Raw genomic sequence first — 20199 nt, 5'->3', positions numbered from 1 at the left:
TAAAAAAACGCTGCCGGCGCGTGGACGCCGACAGCGTTGCGCGGATCAAGGCGAGGCTTCAGTCCACGGCCTTGACCATCTCCTCGATGACCTTCTTGGCATCGCCGAACACCATCATCGTGTTCGGCTGGTAGAACAGGTCGTTGTCCAGTCCCGCATAGCCGGATGCCATCGAGCGCTTGTTGACGATGACGCTCTTCGCCTTGTACGCCTCGAGGATCGGCATGCCGGCGATCGGCGACTTCGGATCCTTCGCGGCCGGATTGACGACGTCGTTCGCGCCGAGCACCAGCACGACATCGGTCTGGCCGAATTCCGCGTTGATGTCTTCCATCTCGAACACCTGGTCGTACGGCACCTCGGCCTCGGCCAGCAGCACGTTCATGTGGCCCGGCATGCGGCCCGCCACGGGGTGGATCGCATAGCGCACGGCCACGCCCTTGTGCGTCAGCTTCTCGACCAGTTCCTTCAGCGCGTGCTGGGCGCGGGCCACCGCGAGACCATAGCCCGGCACGATGATCACGGATTCCGCGTTGCTCATGATGAACGTCGCGTCGTCGGCCGAGCCGGATTTCACCGGACGCTGCGCCTGTTCGCCCGCCGCCGTCGCACCGGCCTCGCCGCCGAAGCCGCCGAGGATCACGTTGAAGAACGAGCGGTTCATCGCCTTGCACATGATGTACGACAGGATCGCGCCGGACGAGCCGACGAGCGACCCTGCGATGATCAGCATCGCGTTGTTGAGCGAGAAGCCGATGCCCGCGGCGGCCCAGCCGGAATAGGAGTTCAGCATGGACACGACGACGGGCATGTCCGCGCCGCCGATCGGGATGATGATCAGCACGCCGAGCAGGAACGCCAGCGCGGCCATCGCGATGAACGGCGTCCAGGCGGGCGCCGTACCGGCATCGAAGCAGAACACGAGGCCCAGCGCCACGATGGCGACGGCGATGCCGAGGTTGACCATGTGCTGGCCGGGGAAGCGCACGGGCGCACCCTGGAACAGGCGGAACTTGTACTTGCCGGACAGTTTGCCGAACGCGATCACGGAGCCCGAGAACGTCACGGCGCCCACGAACGTGCCGATGAACAGCTCGATGCGGTTGCCGAAGGGGAGGGGTTGACCCTGTTCGGCGATGCGGAACGCCCACGGCTCGGACACGGCGGCCACCGCAATACAGACGGCGGCAAGGCCGATCAGCGAGTGCATCGCCGCGACCAGTTCCGGCATCTTGGTCATTTCGACCTTGCGTGCCGCGACGGCGCCGATGCCGCCGCCCACGACGGTGCCCAGCAGGACGAGGCCGAAGCCGAACGAGCCGGTCGCCATCAGCGACTGCAGCTTCACGATCAGGGCGACCGTGGTGAGCGCCGCGATGGCCATGCCGGCCATGCCGAACGCGTTGCCCGTGCGGGCGCTGGCGGGCGAGGACAGGCCTTTCAGCGCCTGGATGAAGCAGATGGACGCCACCAGGTACAACAGCGTCACCATGTTCATGGAAATGGCGTTCATGCGCGGCCTCCCGTTTTTGCCTTGACGTCCTTCTTCTTGAACATCTCCAGCATGCGCTGGGTGACGAGGAAGCCGCCGAACACGTTGACGGCGGCCAGGGCCACGGCAACCGTGCCGGCTGCCTGGCCGACGATGCCGGTGGTGAGGGCGGCGGCCAGCATCGCGCCGACGATGATGATGGCGGAGACGGCGTTGGTGACGGCCATCAGCGGCGTGTGCAGCGCGGGGGTGACGGTCCAGACGACATGGTAGCCGACGTAGACCGCCAGCACGAAGATGATGAGGTTGATGATGGTATGACTGACTTCCATGATGATTCCTTGTGTGGGTTGGCTGTGCCGCATGTCACGCGCTCTTGCGCAGGACTTCCGCGCCCGCGCACACGAGCGTGGCGCGGATGATCTCGTCCTCGCGGTCGATGGCGAGGTTGCCTTCCTTGTCGATGAGCAGCTTGAGGAAGTCGAGCACGTTGCGGGCATACAGGCTCGACGCGTCGGCCGGCACCAGGGTTGCAAGGTCGGGCTGGCCGATGATGTGCACCCCGTGGCGGACCACGGTCTGGTTGATCTCGGACAGCGGACAGTTGCCTCCTTGTGCCACGGCGAGGTCGACGATGACCGAGCCGGGCTTCATCGCCTTGACGGTGTCCTCGCCGATCAGCACGGGAGCCCGGCGGCCCGGGATCAGCGCCGTCGTGATGACGATGTCGGCGAGCTTCGCGCGCTCGTGCACGAGCTCCGCCTGCCGGCGCATCCAGTCCGCCGGCATCGGGCGCGCATAGCCGCCCACGCCTTGCGCGATCTCGCGTTCCTCGTCCGTGAGGAACGGGACGTCGATGAACTTCGCGCCAAGCGATTCCACCTGCTCCTTCACGGGCGGACGCACGTCGGATGCCTCGATGACGGCGCCCAGCCGCTTCGCCGTGGCGATGGCCTGCAGGCCGGCGACGCCGACGCCCATGATCAGCACGCGCGCCGCCTTCACGGTGCCTGCGGCCGTCATCAGCATCGGCATGAAGCGCCCGTATGCGTTCGCGGCCATGATCACGGCCTTGTAGCCCGCGATGTTGGCCTGCGACGACAGGACGTCCATCGACTGCGCCCGCGTGATGCGCGGTACTGCCTCGAGTGCGAACGCCCACAGGCCCGCCTGTGCCATGTCAGCCAGGTTGGCGGCGTCGAACGGATCGAGCATGCCGATCAGGACGGCGTTGTGCCTCATCTTCGCGCGTTCGCCGGCGTCGGGCGCGCGCACCTTGAGAACGACGTCGGCGCCGAGCGCGTCCGCATCGCTGCCGATGACGGCGCCCGCCGCCGCGAACGCCGCGTCGTCGATGGCGGCGCGCAGCCCGGCGCCGGACTGCACGACCACCTGATGGCGCGCCGCCAGCTTCTTGACGGTCTCGGGCGTGGCGGCGACCCGTGTTTCTCCCGGACGCGATTCGGCCGGTATGCCTATTTTCATGAATGCTCCCATGTCGTGGTTGTTGAAATGCGTGGTGATGCGTACCGGACGATGATAAGGGAAGGGGATTCGGTAATTTCTATCTTATATAAGACATAAAACAGAAAACTTTGTGATCCGCAATCAATGGCTTAGCGCCGCGATTTCAGGATGCGCGATCGGATTTTGTGGAACGGAATCGTTCACATACGTCGTCCGCGCGCCGGATTTTGTGATGTGAAACGCGATTCGGCGGTGTGAAATATGAGTGCACTCTCGATGCTCAATTTATTGTGTTCATGTCCTATAATAGTCTTAGTGTACAAACATGGCCGGAGAGCCGCCGAGGGCAAGCCGATGACAGCATCCGGAAAGCAGCGCGCGAGGGCGCCGCGCATACGCAAGCCCGCCGACGTCGCGCGCCGACGCCTGCGTCCTCAAGGCATGCGGACCCGCGACGCCATTGTCAGGACGGCACGGGCGTTGTTGCTGGAATGCGGTGGCCTGGAGTTCACGCTGCGCGCGATCGCGCAGCGTGCGGGCATCACCGTCAGCAATCTGCAGTACTACTTCCCGACGCGACTGGCCGTCCTGCGGGCTGTCCTCGAACCGGTGATCGATGGATACATGCGCGATCTGCGCGGTACCGTCGACGGCGGCGCGGCGCCGCGTGCGACGCTCGACGCCCTGGTGGTCCGTGCCCTGCACGACGCGAGGGACCTGGAAAACGCTGCGCTGTGGTGCCATTTCCTGGCACTCGTCGCGATCGACGACCCTTCCGCGCCGCTGCTGGACGAGTGGCACGGCGCGCTCTCGCATGAGATGGCCGTGCTGGTCGGCGCCGTCAATCCCGCGTTCTCGTACCCCGAGAGCCTGGAGATCGCCATCCTGATCATTGCCATCGTCGACGGTGTCACCGTGCGAACCGGTACCGGCATGCGCGCATGCGCGAGCCCGGACGCGCTGGACGCGTCGTTCCTGGCGGCGGTTGACGGCCTGCTGCGGGGGACATTGCGCGCCGGGCCGAGAGCCCTGGTCACTCTCAGTTGAAATGCCTCCGCTTTCATGTTTATACTTATGTCCTAACTTTGCCGACGCACCGAACATGGAAATCGAACACCGCCTGTTTGTCCTCTCGATCGCGATCCTCGCGACGACGGCTTCCGTGTACGGCATCAAGTTCCTGGGGAAGGGAAACTACCTGCTCGGTGTCGAGTGGCTGGTCGTCGCGTTGTCCGGTGCGAGCATCCTGGTGTTCGTGCTTGGCGACGTGGACGCCGGCTATCGCGTCGCCTATTTTTGCGACGCCTTTGCCAGGGGCTGCGGCGGCCCGGTCATCATGATTCTCGGCCTGATGGCGGTGACGCACGGCTACCGGCCGGTGCCGTGGTTCGACGTTTACCTGTTCGCCCGCGCGGCCGCGGGTACGGCGGCGCTGGTGGAGGCCGACGCGGTGGCAGCGCTCAGGCCCGTGTTCTATCTGGTCATGTGGAGCGTGTTGTCGCTCTACCTCATCGGCTTCGTCCGGCGTCTGGCTGCCGTGCGCGCGTATCGGCATGCGTTCGGCGTCGCTGTCGCGCTCGTCGCCGCGCAGACGATCGCGGGCATGTACGACTTCTACCCGCTTCCCGGCGACGAGGAGCGCCTGGCCTTTTACGCATGGGCGGGCATGGTCTGGTCGTTCGTGTGTGCGGAACTGTATTACGCGTATTGCGCACTGGAGCGCGCGGGCGGGGATGGCGCCCGGGACCACGCTGCCTTCGACGAACTCGAACAATTGTTTTGAAGCTAAGTATGCGACGCATGCGCGCAACATCTTCCTTCGGGTAACTAATGTTTTCATACGGAAACTCATATATCATGGCGTGGCCCGCATCCGTAACCCGCCGAGTGTCCGTTTGTTATCCATTCCATCCCTGCTACGCGGCAGATCCCCCGCACGTGCGATCTGTTGGCTGCTGCTTGCCGACTTCGTGTTCTGCATCGGCTTCGCCATCTGGAGTCGCACGCTCGCGTATGACAGCCAGATCCAGGAGAGCACCGCGGCCAGTCGCGCGATGGCCAGCGCCGCGCTCCACCATGCCGAGTCGACACTGGACACGGCCGGCTGGATCGTGGCGGGCGTCGTCGACCGTGTGGAGGCGGACGGCACCGCGGGCACGGCAGGCGCAGCATTGCAGCGCCTGCTGCAGGCACGTGCACGGGAAAGCAGCGTACCGCTCGCCGGCCTGTACGTGATCGATGATGCCGGCCGCCTCGTGGCTGCTGCGCCGGAAGGGGCGGGGCCGGGTGCCGCCGATGCCGTGCGCGACGCCGCCGCCTACCACCGTGTTCGGCCGGAACGCGATGCCCATCTCGAAGCGCCCGCCGGCGCGCAGGTGGTCGCGGTATCGCGCCGCATCGATGGCCCGGATGGGCGCTACGCGGGCGTGGCAGTGGCAACGATCCCGGTGCGGTACTTCCAGGACCAGTACCGCCGCATGGCGCCGGGCCCCCACGGCCTGGTGGCGCTGACGCTGGCCAACGGCACGCCGGTGGCACGCTTTCCCGCCCAGGCCGGCCGGGCGGGCGACGGCACGCATGCGGCTGCGATCCGGTTGAAGACGAAGGAGACCGAGGCCGAACGCCTGCACACCACATTGGGCTCCGCGCGGTTTCCGCTCGCCGTCGACGCCGCAGTCGGCAAGGACGACGTGCTGGCCGACTGGCGCCGCGTCACCTGGCAGGAAAGCGTGGCGCTGGCGGGCGAAATGATCGGTGTCTACCTCGTCTGTTTCTGGGTCATCGCCCAGATGCGGGTGCGCGAACGCCTCGAACGGACGTTGCGCAGCACGCAGGAGGCGCTCGAAAAGCAGAATGCGGCGCTGGCCCGCCTGGCGGATACCGACGGCCTGACGGGCCTGTCCAACCGCCGCCATCTCGACGAGCGCATGGTGCGGGAAGTCGCGCGCGCGGCGCGCGAAGGCACGCCACTGTCACTGATCATGATCGACGTGGACTTCTTCAAGCGCTACAACGACACCTACGGGCATGCCGCCGGCGACGACTGTCTGCGCATGGTCGCGCGCGTGCTGGCCGCCACCGTCAACCGCCCGGCCGATCTGGCCGCCCGCTTTGGCGGTGAGGAGTTTGCGGTGCTGTTGCCGAACACGGCGCAGGACGGCGCCCGCTCCATCGCGGAAGCGATCTGCGCGGGCGTGCGCGGGGCCGGCATGGCACATGCCGCGAGCGATCTCGGATTCGTCACCATCAGCGCCGGTGTCGCCACGGTGGTCCCGGCGCCGGGCAGCGACGGACGCGCGCTCGTCGAAGCGGCCGACGCCGCGCTGTACGAGGCGAAGGAAGGTGGGCGCAACGGCGTGCGCGCCCACTGACCCGCTTCAGGCGTCGAGCAGTCCCGCCTGCGCCGATGCCGCGCACACGATCCCGATCGCGCGCTGCCGGAACCACTGGTGGATGCGGTCGGCTTCGCGGACCTCGTGCCAGTACGCGAAGATCGGATAGGGTTTGACCCGCAGCGGCAACGGCCGCACGACGACCGGCAGCAGGGCGGCCATCTTCAGTGCGTAAAAGCGCGGCAGCGTGAGCAGCAGGTCGCCCGCGGCGGCGATCTCGCAGGCCGAGAAATGGTGCTGGGAAACCAGCTGGATCCTGCGGTAGCGTCCCTGGCTGCCGAGCAGGACGTCGAGCGTGTTCGGTTCGCCCAGCGGCGACACGCTCACGTGGCCTGCCGCGAAATACGCGTCGCGGTCGAGGCTGTCCGCGAGCGGATGGTCGCGCCGCATCAGCACGACGAGCGTTTCGTCGAACAGGTATTGGCTGACCACGCGCGGCCCGACCCGCAGACGGCGCTCGAACACGAGGTCGAGCTGGCCGCCGGCGAGGCCCCGTTCGACCGCGTCCAGCGGCGGGCGGCGGTTCACGAGCCGCAGCCCGGGCGCTTCGCGCGCGAACGCGTCGGCGAGCGCCGGCAGCGCGAGCGATTCCAGCAGGTCGCGCGCGCCGATGGTCATCTCGAGGTCGAGCGTCTCGGGCCGCAGTTCCGTGTCCAGCCGCAGCGTGCCCTGCAGGCCGCGCAGGTGGCGCTGCACGTCGTCGATCATCGCCAGCGTCCGTTCGGTCGGCACGACGCGGTTACCCTGCCGGACGAACAGCGGGTCGCCGAAATGCTCGCGCAGGCGGTTCAGCGCATGCGTGACGGCCGGCTGCGTCAGGTGCAGCGCGCGCGCCGCGGCCGTGATGCCGCCCTGGACGTGGATGGCGTCGAGGACGCGGAACAGGTTCAGGTCGATGCGGTTGTCGTCCATCGGAGGATATCAATGTGGTTCATGTGTCGCCATTATGATTATTCATTTTACGGATGAATAAGCATAGCGTAGGCTTTTCGGCATCACAACCACCGGATCGCATGTCATGGATTTCTCTCTCTCCCACCGCAGCCACGACTGGCTGCAGCGTCTCGACCGCTTCATGCGCGAGGAGGTCGAACCGGCGGAAGCCGAATACACGGCACAACTGGCCGGCGGCGCCGACTGGCGTGCGTGGCGCCAGCCGCCGGTCATGGAAACCCTGAAGGCACGGGCGCGGGCGCTCGGGCTTTGGAATTTGTTCCTGCCGGAGCGCGACCATGGCGGGGCAGGATTGTCCAACGTCGAATATGCGGCGCTGGCCGAGCGTATGGGCCATTCGCTCATCGCGCCCGAAGTCTTCAACTGCAATGCGCCGGACACCGGCAACATGGAAGTGCTGGTCCGCTACGGTTCGCCCGAACAGCAGGCGCGCTGGCTGGAACCGCTGCTCGCAGGCGAGATCCGCTCCGCGTTCTGCATGACGGAGCCCGACGTCGCGTCGTCCGACGCGACGAACATGCGCGCGACGGCGACCATCGAGGGCGACGAGGTCGTGCTGAACGGCCGCAAATGGTGGACCACCGGCATCGGCCATCCGAACGTGCGCTTCGCCATCTTCATGGGCCTGACCGACCCCACCGCCGAGAAGCACCGGCAGCACTCGATGGTGATCTGCCCGCTCGACACGCCGGGCGTCTCCGTCGTGCGCATGCTGCCCGTGTTCGGCACGTACGACGAGCCGTCCGGGCACGGCGAGGTCAGGTTCGACAATGTTCGCCTGCCGCTGTCGAGCATCCTCCTCGGGCCGGGGCGCGGCTTCGAGATCGCGCAGGGCCGCCTCGGCCCCGGCCGCATTCACCACTGCATGCGCGCGCTGGGCGCGGCCGAACGCGCGCTCGCGCTGCTGTGCGCGCGCGGGGAACAGCGCATCGCGTTCGGCAAGCCGCTCGTCAAGCTGGGCGGCAACGCCGACATCATCGCCGACCTGCGCATCGGCATCGAACAGGCGCGCCTGCTGACGCTGAAGGCCGCGTGGACCATCGACACGCAGGGCGTGAAGGCCGCGATGAGCCTGATCTCGCAGATCAAGGTCGCCGCGCCCGCGATCCTCCAGCAGGCCGTGGATGCCGCCATCCAGATCCACGGCGCCGCGGGCCTGTCGGACGACACGCCGCTCGCCGCGCTGTACGCCCTTGCGCGCTCGCTGCGCATCGCGGACGGACCGGATGCCGTGCACCGCGGCCTGATCGCCAAGCTGGAACTGCGCCAGCAGGCTGCCAACCGGGAGGCCCGCGCATGAGCGCCATGATCGATGAAGCGCGCGCGCTGCGCGCCGAGGACAGCCTCGACGTCGTCCGCCTGGACGCTTACCTGAAAGGCGTGATACCCGGCCTGGCGGGCGTGCCGGAGATCCGCCAGTTCCACGGCGGCGCGTCGAACCTCACTTACCTGATCACGTACGGCGAGCGTGCGATGGTGCTGCGCCGGCCGCCGCCGGGCGTGACGGGCGCCGGCGCGCACGACATGTTGCGCGAGGCGGGCGTGATGGCGGCGCTGCGGGACAGCTATCCGTACGTGCCCGCGATCCTGGCGCGCTGCGACGATCCGGCTGTCATCGGTACGCCGTTCTACGTCATGGAACGCCTGGTCGGCGTGATCCTGCGGCGCGACCTGCCGGCGGGCCTCGGGCTGGACGCGGCCGGCGTGCGCGCGCTGTGCATGACGTTCCTCGACCGGCTGATCGAACTGCACGCCGTCGACACGACGCGGCCCGAAGTTGCCGCCATCGGCAAGGGTGAGGGCTATGTGGCCCGCCAGGTGTCCGGCTGGACGGGGCGCTGGGACCGCGCCGCGACGGAGGGCGTCGATCCGTACGGGGACGTGATCGCGTGGCTCCGGGCGCATCAGCCGGCGCGCGAGTCGCGCCTGTGCGTCATCCACAACGATTACCGGTTCGACAACGTCGTGCTCGACCCGGCGGATCCGCTGCACATCGTCGGTGTGCTCGACTGGGAGATGGCCACCATCGGCGATCCGCTGATGGACCTGGGCGGCTCGCTCGCGTACTGGGTCGAAGCGGACGACGATGCCGATTTCCGCGCGCTGCGGCGCCAGCCCACGCACGCCGAGGGCATGCTGACGCGGCGAGAGGCGATCGCGTACTACGGCGCGCGCACCGGCATCGACGTGGGCGATTTCGCGTTCTACGAAGTGTTCGGCCTGTTCCGGCTGATGGTCATCGCGCAGCAGATCTACCGCCGCTACGTCCTCGGCCAGACGACCAACGAACAGTTCGCCGGCTTCGGCGAGATCGTGCGCGTCCTGGGCGCGCGCTGCCGTCGCCTGATCGGTACCGGCGGAGACGTGCCATGACTGACGTGTATCTCGTCCGCCATGCGCAGGCGAGCCTGGGCGCGGAGGATTACGACTGCCTGTCGCCGCTGGGCGAGGAGCAGGCCATGCTGCTCGGCGCCTGGATGGCCCGCGGCGGCCACCGGCCCGCACGCGTGGCGACGGGGACGCTGCGCCGCCATGTCCAGACGGCGCAGGGCTGCCTGCGCGCGGCCGGGCTCGAGGACGTGCCCGTGACCGTCCTGCCCGGCCTGGACGAACTCGATGCGGACGAGTTGATTGCGCGGCTGCGCCCCGACCTGGCATCGGGCGCCGCGCTGCGCACGGAACTCGCGCGCAACCCGGACGCGAAGCGTGAGTTGCAAACGGTGTTCGTCGACGCGGTTGCGCGCTGGACCTCGGGCCACCACGACCACGAGTACCGGACGTCGTGGCCGGCGTTTCGCGCCGCCGTGCGCGATGCCTGGCTGACGCTCGCCCGGCCGGAAAGCGGCGAGACGTGGATTTTCACGTCCGGCGGTCCGATCAGCGTGATCGCCGGCGCGCTGCTCGGTCTCCCCGCCGAGCGCACGTTCACCTTGTGCTGGCCGCTCGTCAACACGAGCGTCACCCGCATCCGGCTCGGCCGGAACTCCCACCAGCTCGTCACCTATAACGCGTGGGCCCACCTCGGCCGCGAGGACGAGGCCCGTCTCGTCACCCACCGCTGATCCCGCGGCGCCGGCATCGTTGCCGGCGGCTTCCCCTGCCGCACCTTCCACAACAGTCGCACACCGTTGTTTTTTTCTCGTCTTGTTTGTACTTTTGTCCTAACTTTAGTAGGATGTCCTAAAACAAGATCAGCGAGGCCGCAGGCGCGGTACTCGTCCTTCAATCGAGAACGTAGAGGAAAGACATGGTTCGAGAAGTCGTCGTAGTGAGTGCGGTACGCACGCCCATCGGTACGTTCGGTGGCAGTCTCAAGGATGTTCCCCCGACCGAACTGGGCGCGCTGGTCGTACGCGAGTCCCTGGCGCGGGCGCAGGTCGACGGGCAGGACGTGGGCCACGTCGTGTTCGGCCACGTGGTCAATACCGAGCCGAAGGATATGTATTTGTCGCGCGTGGCGGCCGTCAACGGCGGCTGCGGGGAGGGTACGCCCGCGTACAACGTCAACCGCCTGTGCGGCTCCGGCCTGCAGGCCGTCGTGTCGGCCGCGCAGAGCGTCCTGCTCGGCGACTGCGACATTGCCATCGGGGCGGGCGCCGAGAACATGAGCCGCGCACCGTTCGCGAGCCTGGATACGCGCTGGGGCACGCGCATGGGCGACGCGAAGCTCGTGGACATGATGATCGGCGCGCTGCAGGACCCGTTTCACAAGGTGCACATGGGCGTGACGGCCGAGAACATCGCCGCGAAATGGGGCATCACGCGCGACGATCAGGACCGCCTGGCCGTCGACAGCCACAACCGCGCGCAGCGCGCGACGGAGGCGGGTTATTTCAACGAGCAGATCGTGCCGGTGACGCTCAAGACGAGAAAAGGCGACGTCGACTACGTCACTGACGAGCATTTCCGCAGCAACGTGACGCTGGATGACATGGCGAAGCTGAAGCCCGTGTTCCTGAAGGAGAACGGCACCGTCACCGCCGGTAACGCGTCCGGGATCAACGACGCGGCGGCGGCCGTCGTGCTGATGGAAGCGCGAACGGCGCAGGCACGCGGGCTGAAACCGCTCGCGCGCCTGGTCGCGTATGCGCATGCGGGCGTCGATCCGAAATACATGGGCATCGGCCCGGTGCCGGCCACGAAGCTGGCGCTGCAGAAGGCCGGCCTCACCGTCCAGGACCTGGACGTCATCGAGGCGAACGAGGCGTTCGCGGCCCAGGCATGCGCGGTGACGCGGGACCTGGGGCTCGATCCGGCGAAAGTCAACCCGAACGGTTCCGGCATCTCGCTGGGCCACCCGATCGGGGCGACGGGGGCGCTGATCACGGTGAAGGCGCTGCACGAGCTGCAGCGCGTCAAGGGCCGCTACGCGCTGGTGACGATGTGCATCGGCGGCGGCCAGGGTATCGCCGCCATCTTCGAGCGCATGTAGCGCGCTTCTCCGGGAGCCGGACCATGTACGACCGACCAGAAACGCAGGCGGTGAATGCGCCGGGACGCCGCCGCGGCGCGGGCCGCCATCCGGCGGCGGCGCTGGAGGCGCGCGAGCGCGACCTGCTCGACGTGGCAAAGCAGCTGTTCGTACGCGACAGCTACCACCAGGTCAGCATCGCGACCATCGCGACGACGGTGCGTGTCGCCACGAAGACGATCTACGTGAAGTTCGGCGGCAAGCGCGGGCTGCTGCGTGCCGTCGTCGAGCGCGACGTCGACGATTGGCAGCGGCAGGCCGCGGCGATCGAGGTATCCGGCGCGGACGTCCGGACCCGGCTCGAAGCGCTCGCGCGCCTGATGCTGCGGCGGGCGCTGTCCGAGCAGCGCGCACGCCTGCATGCGGATGCCGTCGCCGAACGGAGTCCCGAACTGGCTGCGCTCGTCGCGCCCGTGGCGTCGAGCGATCGCGCGCTCCTCGAACGGCTGATGACGGAACTGCATGGCGGCGGCGCGCCTCCCGGGCCCGACGTCCTGTGCGATGCGTTCGTCGGCTGCGTCCTCGGCCGGCACATTGGCGCCATCGCCGCCGGCACGGAGCGGCACGCGGACGGAGACCAGGTGCGGCACATGGCGGCGGCCGGCGTGGCGGGCTTCCTGGCCCTGGTCGGACGGGCGGGGAGGCTGTGATGTTCCACGACACCTTCCTGTTGCGACAGATGATCGAGCTGACCGACGCATTGCACCGGCAATCGGAAAAGCGCAGCGCGCGCGCGGCGGGCTACGGCGTTGAGCCCTGGTCGGACGAGGAACGCCAGCGGATCCTGCGCGAGATCGGCATGCGGCGCGCGGACGGCGCCTCGTTCGGCTGCATCGCGCATGCGCTGAACGTGCTCGGCATACGTGGCGAACACGGCGGCCGCTGGTACGGGGCGACGGTCCGCAACGTCCTCCTCCGGTATGCCGCAACAACAATCAAGCAGTAACACCACGAAGTAATCAACACCATGAAGACGACAATGAAAACTCTCGCAACAATGCTTCTCCTCCCCTGCGCCGTATCGACCGCATGGGCACAGGATGGCGCGACCCAGGCGGTCAAGGTCAGCGGCTTCGGCACCGGCGCCCTGACGTGGACAAACACGAACGAGGCGCTGTTCGCACGTCCGTACCAGGCCGGCGGCGCCGGCACGAAGCCGCGCGCCGGGGTCGATTCCAACGTCGGCCTGCAGGTCGACGCCCGCATCAACGACTGGCTGTCCGTGACGGGGCAGGGCGTCGTGCGCAAATTGGAGACCGATGCTTACGGCGCGACCGGCACGCTCGCCTTCGCGAAGGCCAGGCTGTCGGATGCAGTGAGCGTGCGCGTCGGCCGCGTGCCGCTCGCCGCGTTCCTCGTCTCCGACTACCGTAACGTGGGCTATGCGAACACGATGCTGCGCCCGTCGCAGGAGGTGTATGCCCAGGTGCCCAACGACAGCCTCGACGGTGCGGACCTGGACTGGCACCAGGGCGTCGGCACGTCGACGCTGACCACGCAGGTCGCGTATGGCCGCTCGACCGCGAAGCTCGCCGGCCAGACCGTGACGTTCACCAATGCACGCGTGGTGAACCTCGTGCTCGAACAGGGCCCGGTCACGTTCCGGCTGGGGCGCGACGATGCCCGGATGACGTTGACGCAAGGCGGCGTCGAGCTGCCGCAATTCAAGGTGTCGTTCACGGCGGCCGGTCTGGCGCTGGACTGGAACGACGTGGTCGTGCAGTCGGAATACACGACGGCGCGCGGCTTCGGCGCCACCAGCCGCGGCTGGTACGCGATGGGCGGCTACCGCTTCGGCAAGGTGCTGCCGTTCGTGAGCCACGGCCGGCTGACCGGTGATGTCGCGCAGCGCACGGACAGCGTTGGCGTGCGCTGGGATGCGTTCCGCTCCGCAGACATCAAGGTCCAGGTCGACCGTGTCCGGCCAGAAGGCGCTGGGTTGTTCAACGCGTCGCGACCCGGTTTCCGCGGTCCCGTCACCGTCGGCGCAGTCGCCGTCGATTTCGTTTTCTGAGGAGGCAGCGATGCACAACATTTCACTTTCATTCATTTTTGCCGCGATTCTCGGCATCGTGCAGCCGGCGCGCGCCGACGTGGTCGTCGTCGTCAACGCGAACGCGCCCGAGACGTCGATGACGAAAGAGGAAGTCGCCCAGTACTTCCTCGGCAAATCCGGTGCGCTCGTGCCGATCGACCAGCCGGAAAGCGCCCCGATCCGGGCGGAGTTCTATCGCAAGGTCGCGGACAAGGACCTGTCGCAGGCGAAGGCGCTCTGGTCCAAGCTGGTCTTTACGGGCAAGGCCACGATGCCGCGGGAAGTGGCCGGCAGCGCCGACGTGAAGAAGGCCGTCGCGGCCAATCCGCGGGCGATCGGCTACATCGACCGCAGCGCCGTCGATGCCTCCGTCAAGGTGGTCTACACCGCCCCCTGATCCACGCCACGAAAGCGAGTCCACCATGAGCATCAAGCGCAAGATCTGGGCATTGCCGGTCATTTCCATCCTGGTCTTCGGTGCCGGGATCGGGGCCAGTACGGTGATCGCGACGGACGCCGTCCGTGCGATCGACCGTACGGCCCGCCTCGACTATCCGCTGCTGGACCTCACGAAGGATCTGACGCTGGAAGTCGGCGGCGTCGCGGACGGGCTGCGCGACGCCGTCGGCGAAGCGGACAGGGCCCGGCTGACCCAGATTGCCGCGCAGGTGGCGAAGGTGCGCGGACGGCTCGCGCGGATGTCCGGCATGGATGGGCAGCGCGCCGCGGGCGACCGGCTTGCGCGGGAGTTCGACGCCTACTACGGACCGGCACTCACGTCGGCCCGCGTGATGCTCGACATGGAGAAGGGCGACGTCCAGGCCGAGGTGGAGGCGATGCAGAAGGCGCAGCGCATCCTGCAGGCCGACCTCGCGCGGACCGGCGACGCGGCACGGCGCCAGTTCCATGCCGGTATCGAACGCAGCGCGGAAGGGATCCATGCCGTGTTGTGGACGATGGCGCTGACGGCGCTGCTCGTCGTCGCCGGTCTCGTCGTCGTGTCCTGGTTCGTCGTCAAGGCGATCTGGCGCGAACTGGGCGGCGAGCCCGAATATGCCCGCGCGATCGCACAGGCTGTCGCTGGCGGCGACCTGTCGATGGCCATCCGGACGGACGGCGGCGACAGCGTGCTGGCCGCGCTGGACGAGATGCGCACGCGGCTGGCGACGATGGTGGCGGGCATCCAGGGTTCGGCCGCCACGATCGCCGCGGCCAGCGCGGAAATCGCGCGCGGCAACGCCGATCTCGCCGTTCGCACGCTGGCGCAGGCGGATGACCTCGACCTCACCAGCAGGTCGATGCGGGAGCTTACCGGCACGGTCGAGCAGAACACGCACAGCGTGAACGAAGCGAGCCGGCTGGCGGCCGACGCGACCCGCATCGCCGCGCGCGGCGGCCAGGTCGTCGACGGTGTCGTCGCGACGATGGGCGACATCAACGCCTCGTCCGCGAAGATCGTCGACATCATCGCCGTCATCGACGGCATCGCGTTCCAGACCAATATCCTTGCCCTGAATGCGGCGGTGGAAGCGGCCCGCGCGGGCGAGCAGGGACGCGGCTTCGCGGTGGTCGCGGCCGAAGTACGCAACCTGGCCCAGCGCAGTGCCGGCGCGGCGAAGGAGATCAAGGCACTGATCGGCGATTCCGTGACCAAGGTCGACGCGGGCTGTGCGCTCGTCGACGCAGCGGGAGAGACGATGCGGCAGATCGTCGCATCGGTGCGCCAGGTGGAAACCATCATGGCGGAGATCAGCATGGCCGGCCAGCGCCAGGCCACCGGCATCGAGCAGATCGGCCAGGCGATCGGTAATATGGATGGGATGACGCAGCAGAATTCCGCGCTCGTCGAAGAAGCGTCGGCCGCGGCCGAGTCGCTGTCGGACCAGACGGCGCGGCTCACCGAGGCACTGTCCGTGTTTCGCCTCCAAGCGCGCGTCCCGTCGGCAACACGAATTTCGAACCACGTCAATCAAGGAGCATCAAGTGCGTACTACACAACAACTGTTTGACCTGACGGGCAGGACCGCCCTCGTCACCGGCGGCTCACGCGGGCTCGGCTTGCAGATGGCCACGGCGCTCGGCGAGATGGGCGCCCGTGTCGTGCTGTCCGCGCGCAAGCAGGCCGAACTCGATGCGGCCGTCGAACAGCTTGGCAGGCTTGGTATCGCAGCCAGCGCCATCGCCGCCGACATGGCTTCGGAAAGCGGCGTCGCTGGCCTCGCCGCGGCGGCGCTGGAGCGCCTCGGCCATGTCGACATCCTCGTCAACAATGCGGGTGCGACGTGGGCTGCGCCGGCGGAAGACTACCCGCTCGAGGCGTGGGACAAGGTCATGAATCTGAACGTGCGCAGTATCTTCCTGTTGTCGCAGGCCGTGGGCCGGCAATCGATGATCCCGCGCCGGCAGGGCCGCATCATCAACGTGGCTTCCATCGCGGGCTTCGCGGGGAACGCGCCCGATTCGCCGATGAAGACGCTGGCGTACAACACCTCCAAGGCCGCATTGATGAATTTCACGCGCACGCTGGCGGGCGAGTGGGGCGTCCACGGCATTACCGTCAACGCGATCGCGCCCGGGTATTTTCCGTCGAAGATGACGACGGGCCTGCTGCAACAGGCCGGTGAGGAGAATCTGACCAAATCGGTGCCCCTGCATCGGCTCGGCGACGACGAGGACCTGAAGGGCGTCGCAGCGTTTCTCGCGTCGGATGCGGCGAAGCACGTCACCGGCCAGGTCATTGCGGTCGACGGGGGGAACTCGGCGGTGCGTTGAGTTGACTCGGCTGCGGGCGAGCGCCCGGGTCGCTGTCGCCTCGTCGCCCGCAGGGTGTATCATGAAAACGCCCAAACATCTTTGTGGGAGGGGCAGATGGCCTTGCGCTCTGTCCGGACGCTCCGCCGTGGTTTGATGGCGCTCTCGATTGCGTTGCCGGCGATGTTCGTCGTCTCGACCGGCATCGCCGTCGTGCAAGATTATCGCGCCACGGTCAAACAGGCCGAGTCCGACATGCGCAGCGTCGCCGTCGCGCTCGAAGAGCACGCCATGCGCACGTTCGGCGAGGCCGATACCCTCGTTCGTATCGCCACCGCCGAGATCGGCCGGCGAGGACTTACGCCCACGGCTGCCGACGAACACGCTCTGCACGACATCCTGGCCACCGCCACGCGCAATTCGCCACTGACGAGCGGTGCCGTCGTGCTGTCGGCGGACGGGTGGGTGCGCGCGAGCGCGGCCGCTTATCCGATGGCACCGGTCGACGCCCGGGACCGCGACTACTATACCGATCTGCGCGCGCACCGCAGGACCGGCATCCTCGTGTCCCGGCCGATCGCCGCGGGCCCGGCGGAGATGCGGGGCATTCCGGTTGCCCGCAGGGTCGACGATCCGGACGGGTCCATGGACATGATCGTCGCCGTCGGCGTCGACACGGCGTACTTCGATCGTTTCTACCGGGACCTGGAGCTTGGCTACGGTATCAAGATGATGCTCGTGCGGCGGGACGGCTGGGTGATCACGGAAACGCCGATGCGTGCCGATGCCGCACAACACAACCTGGCAGACACGCGCACGTTTCGCCTGCTCGCGTCCGCGCCGATCGGCGTGTACGACACGGACAGCACCGCGTCCGACGGCGGACCGCTCGTGGTGGGCTACGCGAGCCTGGCGCAGTCGCCGGTGGTGGCGGTGGCCAGCGTCGCACGTGCCGAGGTGCTGCAGCCCTGGAGCCGCCGCAGCCGGCAGGTCGTCGGCATTTGTGCCCTTTCCACGGTACTCGTCCTGTGCCTGCTGCGCTTCCTGTGGCTGCAACTGGCGAGCCTGGACGCTGCCCAGGAAGGGCTCGCACGGCGCAATGAAGACGTGAACGCCGAGCGCCGCCGTTTCCAGGAACTCGTCGACGGTATCGACGGTGTCGTCTGGGAAGCGTTGCTGCCGGATTTTCACTTTACTTATGTCAGCGGCAATGCAGAGGCGGTGTCTGGCTACACGGCCGAACAATGGATGCGCGACCGGCAGTTCTGGCGCGACAGGCTGTGCACGGGGCCGGATGGCAAACACATCGAGCCGGTGCTGAGCACGGCGCGTCCCGGACTGATCAAACCGATCGAACACCACATCGTCGCGCCCGACGGCAAGGATTTATGGCTGCGCAGTAACGTCATGCTCGCCCACACGCGTGACGGCGACGTGCAGGTGCGCGGCGTCACGACCGATATCACACCGCAGAAGCAGTCCGAACTCCAGCTGTACGAAGCGAACCATGTCGATCCGCTGACCAGGCTGCCGAACCGGCGCGCCGTGCTCGAACGCATCGGACACGCACTGCTGCTGGCCGAGCACAACCAGGCCATCGTTGCCGTCGTCCTCATCGACATCGACAACTTCAACACCTTGAACGACAGTCTGGGGCACGAGCGGGGAGACGAGGCACTCGTCCAGGTTGCGGGCCGGCTGCAGCGCTGCCTCGGCCGCACGGACATGCTGGGAAGAATGGGCGGCGACGAGTTCGCCGTCGTGATGGAGGAGGTGGACCGCGTCGCGCTCAAGGCGGAACACCTGGCCGAATGCATCAGCGCCTCGCTCGAGGAGAATGTGTCGGTGCGGGATCGCGAGGTGTACCTCACGGTCAGCATGGGCATTGCCCTGTATCCCCAGGACGGCAAGGATGCCCAGACCTTGTTACGGAACGCCGATACCGCCTTGCACCGTGTCAAGGCGGCGGGTAGAAATGGCTGGCAATTCTTCGACAGTTCGATGGCGCGTCTTGTCGAACAACGGCTCGACATGGAAACCGCCCTGCGCCAGGCCATCGAACGCGAGGAACTCCGCTTGTACTACCAGCCCCAGCGCTCGCTCGAGGACGGCAAGATCGTCGGTGCCGAGGCCCTCGTGCGCTGGGAGCGGCCGGGCGTGGGAATGGTGCCACCCCAGGAGTTCATCCGCCTGGCCGAGGAAAACGGATTGATCGTGGCGCTGGGCAATTGGGTCCTGCAGGCTGCCTGCTCGCAGGCGATGGCATGGAACAAGGCCGGCATGCCGCTGCGGATCGCCGTCAACGTGTCCGTGGTGCAGCTGCAGCAGCCCGATTTCGTGGCGCGGGTGCGCTCCGCGTTGAAGCGGTCCGGCTTGCCGACGCGTTGCCTCGAACTGGAGATTACCGAAGGTGCCGTTGTCGCGGACGTCCTGGATGCGCTCGACAAACTGCACCAGATCAAGGCCATGGGCGTGGAGTTGGCCGTCGACGACTTCGGTACCGGCTATTCGTCATTGTCCTACCTGAAGCAGATGCCGGTCGACCGTTTGAAAATCGACCAGAGCTTCGTGCGCGACATCCCGAACAACGCGGATGACTGCGCCATCGTGCGGGCGATCCTGGCAATGGCATCGAATCTGAAGTTGCAGGTCATCGCCGAAGGTGTCGAATCGGAGGACCAGCTCACGTTTCTGCATGACGAAGGATGTCAGGAGGTCCAGGGCTATCTTCTGTCACCGCCGGTCAACGCTGACAGCTTCATTGCGCGTTTTCGCGACGCGGGACGCGTCGCGGAAGCGAGCCAATAGCCCCGGATCGAGCGATACGGTTATGCTGGTACTCCGGTTTTGCCAAGCTAAATGAGACCCGCCAGTTCTGAAAGCTGCGGGTCTTTTGCCTTTCTGGCGTCCAGATTTAATATCAATACGAACCCTGCATTGTGACGTTGTGTCAGTACAACGCGACGGCGAAACCGGCGCCCGGTATGGATGGACTGTTAGGATATCGGCGACGTCCCCGGAAGAGGTGACGACCGGAGATAATCACCCCAATGCCGCCATATGCAAGAGTTTTATAGGAAGGCGCTGTTCGCGTTCGTTCTCGTGCTTCTCGCGGACGCGCTGCTGGCGGCTGTATGTGTCGAGCGCAGCTATCTGTCGCAGTCGCTGCTGCCGCGGCATGTCGACGACGGCCGGGTTGTGCGCTGGCGTCACGCATTGACATCGATTCCGTGGAACACACGTTTCATCCATGTCGACGAGGGGGTACGCGACGGCCTGCGGTTCGACACGAATCTGCCGACAGATGCCTCGGTTGTCAGCGTGTCTGCCGACCTGCTGGCCGTGGATGGCAAGGACAGGCCGGCGCTGGCCGACTTGTCGCCGTACGGCACCCGGTTTTTGTCTCGCTGCATCCTTTTTGTCCTGAGAAGTCTAACAAATCCAACAGCTATAATCGGGCTTAATACCGGGTTGATTAATATTCCGCACATAAACATCGCAGTTGTCGAACAGACGAACATATTAACCAGCCGGCCATACTGGGCCTGAGCCCCGGCGCCACCCATAATGACCATCGCAATTGAGCACGTCAAAAACGTTGATTGTTGAACATTTGCTGAGTTCAAAATAAGGAAGT

The 20199-nt window shown here is 66.8% G+C and carries 19 protein-coding genes; 15 read left to right on the top strand and 4 right to left on the bottom strand.

The window, feature by feature from the left end; all coding sequences use genetic code 11:
- Positions 1 to 58: 58 nt before the first annotated feature.
- The 3 genes from NX784_RS28140 to NX784_RS28130 are packed head-to-tail and all read right to left on the bottom strand — an operon-like array spanning position 59 to position 2977.
- Positions 59 to 1513 carry an NAD(P)(+) transhydrogenase (Re/Si-specific) subunit beta gene (locus NX784_RS28140; RefSeq protein WP_258819980.1) on the bottom strand — a complete coding sequence of 485 codons (1455 nt, stop codon included), beginning with the start codon at positions 1511 to 1513 and terminating at the stop codon, positions 59 to 61.
- Entirely contained in the window at positions 1510 to 1824 is a 315-nt protein-coding gene (locus NX784_RS28135; RefSeq protein WP_258819979.1) for an NAD(P) transhydrogenase subunit alpha part 2, read from the bottom strand. Before NX784_RS28135 ends, NX784_RS28140 begins: the two co-directional genes overlap by 4 nt.
- Positions 1825 to 1858: 34 nt before the next feature.
- A complete protein-coding gene (locus NX784_RS28130; protein WP_258819978.1) occupies positions 1859 to 2977 on the bottom strand; it encodes a Re/Si-specific NAD(P)(+) transhydrogenase subunit alpha in 1119 nt (372 codons plus the stop codon).
- Between the two features lie 336 nt (positions 2978 to 3313).
- On the opposite strand from NX784_RS28130, the gene NX784_RS28125 reads away from it, so the two are divergent.
- The 3 genes from NX784_RS28125 to NX784_RS28115 all read left to right on the top strand — a co-directional run bounded on the left by NX784_RS28125 (position 3314) and on the right by NX784_RS28115 (position 6330).
- Positions 3314 to 4006 carry a TetR/AcrR family transcriptional regulator gene (locus NX784_RS28125; RefSeq protein ID WP_258819977.1) on the top strand — a complete coding sequence of 231 codons (693 nt, stop codon included), beginning with the start codon at positions 3314 to 3316 and terminating at the stop codon, positions 4004 to 4006.
- A 55-nt stretch (positions 4007 to 4061) separates the two neighbouring features.
- Positions 4062 to 4742, top strand: coding sequence for a hypothetical protein (locus NX784_RS28120; RefSeq protein WP_258819976.1), 681 nt, complete (start codon positions 4062 to 4064; stop codon positions 4740 to 4742).
- Positions 4743 to 4854: 112 nt separating this feature from the next.
- Positions 4855 to 6330: a GGDEF domain-containing protein gene (locus NX784_RS28115; protein ID WP_258819975.1), complete on the top strand. Its 1476-nt coding sequence runs from the start codon at positions 4855 to 4857 to the stop codon at positions 6328 to 6330.
- 6 nt (positions 6331 to 6336) lie between these two features.
- Here NX784_RS28115 and NX784_RS28110 read toward each other — a convergent pair whose 3' ends face one another.
- Positions 6337 to 7263: a LysR family transcriptional regulator gene (locus tag NX784_RS28110; protein ID WP_258819974.1), complete on the bottom strand. Its 927-nt coding sequence runs from the start codon at positions 7261 to 7263 to the stop codon at positions 6337 to 6339.
- A 106-nt stretch (positions 7264 to 7369) separates the two neighbouring features.
- On the opposite strand from NX784_RS28110, the gene NX784_RS28105 reads away from it, so the two are divergent.
- The 12 genes from NX784_RS28105 (at position 7370) to NX784_RS28050 (ending at position 20111) form a co-directional block, all read left to right on the top strand.
- Positions 7370 to 8605, top strand: coding sequence for an acyl-CoA dehydrogenase family protein (locus tag NX784_RS28105; protein WP_258819973.1), 1236 nt, complete (start codon positions 7370 to 7372; stop codon positions 8603 to 8605).
- Complete coding sequence (locus NX784_RS28100) at positions 8602 to 9678, top strand: phosphotransferase family protein (protein ID WP_258819972.1); 1077 nt, start codon at positions 8602 to 8604, stop codon at positions 9676 to 9678. Before NX784_RS28105 ends, NX784_RS28100 begins: the two co-directional genes overlap by 4 nt.
- Entirely contained in the window at positions 9675 to 10367 is a 693-nt protein-coding gene (locus NX784_RS28095) for a histidine phosphatase family protein (protein WP_258819971.1), read from the top strand. The genes NX784_RS28100 and NX784_RS28095 overlap by 4 nt, the downstream gene beginning before the upstream one ends.
- A 185-nt stretch (positions 10368 to 10552) precedes the next feature.
- Positions 10553 to 11737, top strand: a complete 1185-nt coding sequence (gene bktB / locus NX784_RS28090) for a beta-ketothiolase BktB (protein WP_258819970.1) — start codon at positions 10553 to 10555, stop codon at positions 11735 to 11737.
- Positions 11738 to 11760: 23 nt separating this feature from the next.
- Entirely contained in the window at positions 11761 to 12426 is a 666-nt protein-coding gene (locus NX784_RS28085) for a TetR/AcrR family transcriptional regulator (protein WP_258819969.1), read from the top strand.
- Positions 12426 to 12722: a recombinase family protein gene (locus NX784_RS28080; protein ID WP_258819968.1), complete on the top strand. Its 297-nt coding sequence runs from the start codon at positions 12426 to 12428 to the stop codon at positions 12720 to 12722. Before NX784_RS28085 ends, NX784_RS28080 begins: the two co-directional genes overlap by 1 nt.
- 51 nt (positions 12723 to 12773) lie before the next feature.
- The gene (locus NX784_RS28075) at positions 12774 to 13790 is read left to right on the top strand and encodes a hypothetical protein (RefSeq protein WP_258819967.1); all 1017 of its coding nucleotides are present in this window, start codon (positions 12774 to 12776) and stop codon (positions 13788 to 13790) included.
- Positions 13791 to 13800: 10 nt separating this feature from the next.
- On the top strand, positions 13801 to 14208 hold the full coding sequence (locus tag NX784_RS28070; protein WP_258819966.1) for a type 2 periplasmic-binding domain-containing protein: 408 nt from the start codon (positions 13801 to 13803) through the stop codon (positions 14206 to 14208).
- Positions 14209 to 14233: 25 nt separating this feature from the next.
- Positions 14234 to 15820: a methyl-accepting chemotaxis protein gene (locus tag NX784_RS28895; RefSeq protein ID WP_307736194.1), complete on the top strand. Its 1587-nt coding sequence runs from the start codon at positions 14234 to 14236 to the stop codon at positions 15818 to 15820.
- On the top strand, positions 15795 to 16583 hold the full coding sequence (locus NX784_RS28060; protein WP_258819965.1) for an SDR family oxidoreductase: 789 nt from the start codon (positions 15795 to 15797) through the stop codon (positions 16581 to 16583). The genes NX784_RS28895 and NX784_RS28060 overlap by 26 nt, the downstream gene beginning before the upstream one ends.
- 96 nt (positions 16584 to 16679) lie before the next feature.
- Positions 16680 to 19370, top strand: a complete 2691-nt coding sequence (locus NX784_RS28055; protein WP_258819964.1) for a bifunctional diguanylate cyclase/phosphodiesterase — start codon at positions 16680 to 16682, stop codon at positions 19368 to 19370.
- A 252-nt stretch (positions 19371 to 19622) separates the two neighbouring features.
- A complete protein-coding gene (locus NX784_RS28050) occupies positions 19623 to 20111 on the top strand; it encodes a hypothetical protein (protein ID WP_258819963.1) in 489 nt (162 codons plus the stop codon).
- Positions 20112 to 20199: the final 88 nt, after the last annotated feature.

Origin of the sequence: Massilia pinisoli (assembly GCF_024753285.1) — a bacterium.
Taxonomy (GTDB): domain Bacteria; phylum Pseudomonadota; class Gammaproteobacteria; order Burkholderiales; family Burkholderiaceae_D; genus Telluria; species Telluria pinisoli.
This window is presented reverse-complemented; position numbering and strand designations above follow the sequence as displayed.

Coding starts and splice junctions, on each gene's coding strand:
- NX784_RS28075 (WP_258819967.1), top strand. CDS start 12,774: ATGCTTCTCCTCCCCTGCGCCGTATCGACCGCATGGGCACAGGATGGC.
- NX784_RS28125 (WP_258819977.1), top strand. CDS start 3,314: ATGACAGCATCCGGAAAGCAGCGCGCGAGGGCGCCGCGCATACGCAAG.
- NX784_RS28110 (WP_258819974.1), bottom strand. CDS start 7,263: ATGGACGACAACCGCATCGACCTGAACCTGTTCCGCGTCCTCGACGCC.
- NX784_RS28085 (WP_258819969.1), top strand. CDS start 11,761: ATGTACGACCGACCAGAAACGCAGGCGGTGAATGCGCCGGGACGCCGC.
- NX784_RS28140 (WP_258819980.1), bottom strand. CDS start 1,513: ATGAACGCCATTTCCATGAACATGGTGACGCTGTTGTACCTGGTGGCG.
- NX784_RS28050 (WP_258819963.1), top strand. CDS start 19,623: ATGCAAGAGTTTTATAGGAAGGCGCTGTTCGCGTTCGTTCTCGTGCTT.
- NX784_RS28100 (WP_258819972.1), top strand. CDS start 8,602: ATGAGCGCCATGATCGATGAAGCGCGCGCGCTGCGCGCCGAGGACAGC.
- NX784_RS28135 (WP_258819979.1), bottom strand. CDS start 1,824: ATGGAAGTCAGTCATACCATCATCAACCTCATCATCTTCGTGCTGGCG.
- NX784_RS28130 (WP_258819978.1), bottom strand. CDS start 2,977: ATGAAAATAGGCATACCGGCCGAATCGCGTCCGGGAGAAACACGGGTC.
- NX784_RS28120 (WP_258819976.1), top strand. CDS start 4,062: ATGGAAATCGAACACCGCCTGTTTGTCCTCTCGATCGCGATCCTCGCG.
- NX784_RS28070 (WP_258819966.1), top strand. CDS start 13,801: ATGCACAACATTTCACTTTCATTCATTTTTGCCGCGATTCTCGGCATC.
- NX784_RS28895 (WP_307736194.1), top strand. CDS start 14,234: ATGAGCATCAAGCGCAAGATCTGGGCATTGCCGGTCATTTCCATCCTG.
- NX784_RS28080 (WP_258819968.1), top strand. CDS start 12,426: ATGTTCCACGACACCTTCCTGTTGCGACAGATGATCGAGCTGACCGAC.
- NX784_RS28055 (WP_258819964.1), top strand. CDS start 16,680: ATGGCCTTGCGCTCTGTCCGGACGCTCCGCCGTGGTTTGATGGCGCTC.
- NX784_RS28105 (WP_258819973.1), top strand. CDS start 7,370: ATGGATTTCTCTCTCTCCCACCGCAGCCACGACTGGCTGCAGCGTCTC.
- NX784_RS28095 (WP_258819971.1), top strand. CDS start 9,675: ATGACTGACGTGTATCTCGTCCGCCATGCGCAGGCGAGCCTGGGCGCG.
- bktB (WP_258819970.1), top strand. CDS start 10,553: ATGGTTCGAGAAGTCGTCGTAGTGAGTGCGGTACGCACGCCCATCGGT.